The sequence below is a fragment of the Terriglobales bacterium genome, assembly GCA_035624475.1.
Taxonomy (GTDB): Bacteria; Acidobacteriota; Terriglobia; order Terriglobales; family Acidobacteriaceae; genus DASPRL01.
The window spans coordinates 1-4,601 of sequence record DASPRL010000128.1 but is presented as its reverse complement, the minus strand read 5'-3'; the positions used below and the strand labels follow the sequence as shown (position 1 = coordinate 4,601).

Sequence of the window (4,601 nt, the reverse complement as noted above, 5' to 3'; positions counted from 1 at the left end):
TGAACCTTCGTGCCCTTCATGGTTGGCTTCCCCCGGGGTACAATCTAAGCCCGATGGATGTCTACGAGGAGATCGTGCGGCTGCGGCGGGAGGGGCGGCGGGGGGCGCTGGCCACCATCGTCAACGTGCGCGGCTCCATCCCCTCGTTCCAGACCGCCAAGATGCTGGTGCGCGACGACGGGACCATCGCCGGCACCATCGGCGGCGGCTGCGTCGAGGCCGAAGTCTGGCAGGCGGCGCGCGAGGTCATGGAGTCGGAGAAGCCCCGCACCCTGACCTTCAACCTCAACCAGGATCCCAAGTACGACACCGGCCTGGTCTGCGGGGGCACGCTGGAGATCTTCGTGGAGCCGGTGCTGCCGCGCGCCACCCTCTACCTGTTCGGCGCCGGGCACGTGGCCTACAACCTCTGCCGGGTGGCCTCGCTCGCCGGCTTCGACGTGGTGGTGGTGGACGACCGCGAGAGCTTCGCCAACCGCGAGCGCTTCCCCGAGGCCCGCGACATCTACGCCGACGACTTCGAGCGCGTGCTGCCGCAACTGGCGGTCAACGACTCGTCCTTCCTGGTGATCGTCACCCGCGGGCATCGCGATGACATGCGCGTGCTGCGCTGGGCGGTGGAGCAGCCCGCCCGCTACGTGGGCATGATCGGATCGCAGCGCAAGTTCCTCTCCGTCTGCCGCGAACTGGAGCGCCAGGGAGTGGACCGCGAGAGGCTGGAGCGCGTGTACTCGCCGGTGGGGCTGGACCTGGGCGCGGTCACCCCGGAGGAGATCGCGGTGGCCATCGCCGCCGAGATGATCGCCCTCCGCCGCCGGAGCGAGGCTTCCCTGCCCCACCTGCGCGCCGGCAAGAAGGAGCATCCCGCCGCCGCCCTCGACCAGCCTCCGGAAGCCGCCGAGAGTTCTTCCGAGAGGAGCGGGAAGGCCTAGCTATGGCACGTTCACCCAGCTTCGCGGGGGTCATTCTGGCGGCGGGCGAGTCCGCCCGCATGGGCCGCGACAAGGCCCTGCTGCCCTGGCACGACACGACCTTCCTGGGCGGCGCCATCGACCTGCTGAATCCCTACACCGAGATGGTGATCGTGGTGGCGGGCAAGAACGCCGCCGCCCTCGAGCCCCTGGTCTACAGCAAGGGCGCCTTCCTGGTGGTGAACCCCGAGAGCGAGCGCGGACAGTTCAGTTCGCTTCAGGTAGGGCTGAGCGAGGTGCTGAACCGCGGGCGCGACGCCGCCATCGTCGCCTTGGTGGACCATCCTCCCGCCCGCCTGGAGACGGTGGACCGGTTGCGCGCTGCCTTCGTCGAAGCCGTGAACCGCGACCAGTGGGCGGTCATCCCGGAGTACGGCGGCAAGCACGGGCACCCCGTGGCCCTGGGCCGGGAGATCATCGAGTTCTTCCTCAAGGCGCCGCGCACCGCGATCGCGCGCGAGATCGAGCACGCCCACCAGGACCGCATCCAGTACCTGGCGGTCAACGATCCCCTGGTGGTCGCCAGCGTAGACACCCCGGAAGACTACCAGCGGCTCATCGCCGGAGCCGCGCCCAGCCTTGGCAAGTCCTAGCGCCGCGGAGTTCGTGGAGGCGGTGCTGGCGCTCGCGCCGCGCCGCGCGGCCCTGGACTGCGACGGCACCCTGTGGTCGGGCGACGCCGGCCAGGACTTCTTCTACTGGAGCATCGAGCGCCGGCTCGTCCCCGACGAAGTGGCCGCCTGGGCCCTGCCTCGCTACGCCGACTACAAGGCCGGCAAGGTGGGCGAGGAGGAGATGTGCGGGGAGATGGTCACGCTCTACCAGGGGCTCTCCGACGCCGGCCTGCGGCAGGCGGCGGATACCTTCTTCCGCGAGCAGGTCGAGGGGCGCATCTTTCCCGAGATGCGGGGGCTAGCGCAACGGCTGGCCGAGGCCGGCTGCGAGTTGTGGGCCGTCTCCTCCACCAATCAGTGGGTGATCGAGGCGGGGGCGGGGCGCTTCGGCATTGCGCCGGCGCGCGTGCTGGCGGCCGCGGCAATCATCGAGAACGGCCAGGTCACCGGCCGCTTGCTGCGCGTGCCTACCGGAGAAGGCAAGGCGCGCGTGATCCGCGAGCAGATTCGCGGCCCGGTGGACGCATCTTTCGGCAACTCCATCCACGACGCCGCCATGCTCAGCCTGGCGGGCCACGCCTTCGCCGTCAATCCCAACCCTGATCTGGAAAAGGTCGCGCAGTTGCAGGGCTGGCCCATCTACTGGCCGGGCGGTCAGGGGTGAAGCTTCTGGAGAACGGCGGCCAGGGCCTCCATGGCCAGGTGGCTGGCGTGCAGGGTCTCGGGGCTCAGGCCGCCCAGCGATTCCACCAGTTGCTCGCGGCGCAGGCTGCGCGCTTCCGCCAGGCTCCGCCCTGAAAGCCATTCCGTCAGGCGGGAGCCGCAGGCGATGGCGGTGACGCAGCCCTTGGTGCGGAAGCGCGCCTGCGCGACGCGCCCCTCGCGCAGCTTCACACTCAGCCGCATCACGTCGCCGCAGGCCGGGTTCTCCACCTCGGCGGTGGCGTCGGCCTGCTCCACTTCGCCCACATTGCGGGGATGCTCGAAGTGGTCCAGCACCTGGGGCGAGTACATAGCGGGCTATAATCTCACGAACGGTGGGGCTGCCGATGCTCCAATACGCCCGCGACCTCTTCCGGCCCAAGCGCCTGGAGTCCGTCTTTTTGTTCGTCACCTCCACCTGCAACTCCCTCTGCCGCACCTGCTTCTACTGGGAGGAGCTGAACCAGGGCCGCGACCTCAGCTTCGAGCAGATCGAGCGGGTGAGCCGCACCGCGCCGCCCTTCCACAAGCTCTGGCTCTCGGGTGGCGAGCCCTTCCTGCGCAAAGAGCTGGCCGAGATCATCGAGCTTTTCTACGCGAACAACGGCGTACGCCACGTCAATCTGCCCACCAACGGGCTGCTGCCGCAGAAGCTGGAGGCGGTCGTCAGCCAGGTACTGGAGCGTTGCCCCGAACTGACCCTGGATCTGAACTTCTCGCTCGACGGGCTGGCCAACACCCACGACGCCATCCGCGGTGTCCCCAACAACTTCGAGAAGACGCTGGCCACCCTGGAGATGGCCACGGCCAGGTGGAAGAGCGTGCGCCGCCTGCGCCGCAACGTGGTGAGCTGCATCACCACCGAGAACTACCACGAGCTGGTCGAACTGGGCCTGAAGCTGCTGCGCGAGCAGGAACTGGACGGACACTACTTCGAGATCATCCGCGGCGACGCCATGGAGCCGGCGCTGAAGCGACTGTCGCGCGAGGATCTGGCCGCGCTCCACCGCCGGCTGCTGCACTTCCACGAACGCTACGCCGACCGCATCTTCTCGCACTTGCGCGGCACGGCGCGGCGCCTGGCCCGCGCTTACTATCTGGGTCATATCAAGTTTCACTTTCAACGTCATCAGCAAAACCATTATGGAAACAAGGCTTGGCCGATGGCCTGCACGGCGGGCCAGACTACCATCGTCATCGACCACGACGGCCACTTCCGCTCCTGCGAACTGCGCGGCAAGCTGGGCAAGCTCCAGGAGTTCGACTTCGACCTGGACGCGGCCCTGCAGTCGCAGGCCATGCAGACGGAGATCGCCGATATCCCTCGCGCCCAGTGCTGGTGCACCCACTCCTGCTGGATCCACACCTCCGCCAAGTTCAGTCCCAAGGTGCAGCTCTTCCATATCCCCTGGTCGTACCTCAAGCACCGCTGGGAGCGGCTGCCGGAGACCGCAATCGAGGAGCTGGAGCGCTTCCGCGTGGCCGACGCGCCCCTGCTGCACTAGCCCCCATCCCATGGCCGCCGATTTCACTCCCTGCCGCATCGCCTGCTTGCAGCCCAGCGCCACCGTGATCCTGGAGCGCTTGGGGATGCTGGAGCGCGTGGTGGCCTGCACCCGGTACTGCGCCGACGTCTGTCCCGAAGTAAAGAAGGGCGGGCGCACTATCGTCTCCGATTCCTGGACGGCGAAGGCGGAGCAGATCCTGAAGGTGCGGCCGGACCTGGTGATCGCCGCTGTGCCTTACCAGGAGAAGGCGTTGGGCGAGATCCTGAAGGCGGGCGCGCGCTTCCTCGGCCTCGCCCCCAAGAGCCTGGCCGACGTTTATGGCGACATCGCCGCTATCGCCGGCCTCTGCGGGGCGGCAGAACGCGGCGAGCGGGTGATCCGGGCGATGCAGGAAAAGGTCGCCGCGGTTCGCGCGAAATGCGCGGGCACGGGCCCGCGCCCGCGCGTCTATTGCGAGGAGTGGGGCAAGCCGCTGATCCGCTCGCAGCGCTGGGTGGCGGAGCTGGTGGAGGCGGCGGGCGGCGATTTCCTGGGCGAGCCCGGAAGCCGCACCCTGGCCAAGACGGTAGAAGCGGAGGACCCCGAGGTCATCGTGGCGGCCTGGTGCGGCGCCGGCGACCGCGTCCCCCTGGAGAAGATCGTGCGCGAGCGCGGGTGGGAGGACGTGCGGGCGGTGGTGCAAGGCCGCATCTACTGCATCCGCGACGAGTTCCTGAACACCCCGGCCCCTACGCTGCTGCTGGGGCTGCAGGCGCTGGCCGCCGCCCTCCGCCCCGACCATTTCCCTGCCCCGGAAGGACTGCGGG

6 protein-coding genes are annotated in these 4,601 nt (G+C 68.7%); 5 read left to right on the top strand and 1 reads right to left on the bottom strand.

Annotation, left to right across the window (positions count from 1 at the left end; all coding sequences use genetic code 11):
* Nucleotides 1-53 precede the first annotated feature (53 nt).
* The 3 genes from VEG08_05600 to VEG08_05590 are packed head-to-tail and all read left to right on the top strand — an operon-like array spanning nucleotide 54 to nucleotide 2,249.
* Nucleotides 54-932, top strand: coding sequence for an XdhC/CoxI family protein (locus VEG08_05600; GenBank protein HXZ27460.1), 879 nt, complete (start codon nucleotides 54-56; stop codon nucleotides 930-932).
* Between the two features lie 2 nt (nucleotides 933-934).
* Nucleotides 935-1,564: a nucleotidyltransferase family protein gene (locus VEG08_05595; protein HXZ27459.1), complete on the top strand. Its 630-nt coding sequence runs from the start codon at nucleotides 935-937 to the stop codon at nucleotides 1,562-1,564.
* Nucleotides 1,551-2,249, top strand: a complete 699-nt coding sequence (locus VEG08_05590; protein HXZ27458.1) for a haloacid dehalogenase-like hydrolase — start codon at nucleotides 1,551-1,553, stop codon at nucleotides 2,247-2,249. The genes VEG08_05595 and VEG08_05590 overlap by 14 nt, the downstream gene beginning before the upstream one ends.
* On the opposite strand, the gene VEG08_05585 is transcribed toward VEG08_05590, so the two are convergent.
* Nucleotides 2,240-2,599 carry an iron-sulfur cluster assembly scaffold protein gene (locus VEG08_05585; protein ID HXZ27457.1) on the bottom strand — a complete coding sequence of 120 codons (360 nt, stop codon included), beginning with the start codon at nucleotides 2,597-2,599 and terminating at the stop codon, nucleotides 2,240-2,242. The genes VEG08_05590 and VEG08_05585 overlap by 10 nt on opposite strands.
* A gap of 35 nt (nucleotides 2,600-2,634) precedes the next feature.
* On the opposite strand from VEG08_05585, the gene VEG08_05580 reads away from it, so the two are divergent.
* Together VEG08_05580 and VEG08_05575 are read left to right on the top strand one after the other, a co-directional pair.
* Nucleotides 2,635-3,792: a radical SAM protein gene (locus tag VEG08_05580; protein HXZ27456.1), complete on the top strand. Its 1,158-nt coding sequence runs from the start codon at nucleotides 2,635-2,637 to the stop codon at nucleotides 3,790-3,792.
* Nucleotides 3,793-3,802: 10 nt separating this feature from the next.
* A partial coding sequence (locus VEG08_05575) for an ABC transporter substrate-binding protein (GenBank protein ID HXZ27455.1) occupies nucleotides 3,803-4,601 on the top strand: 799 nt, incomplete at its 3' end.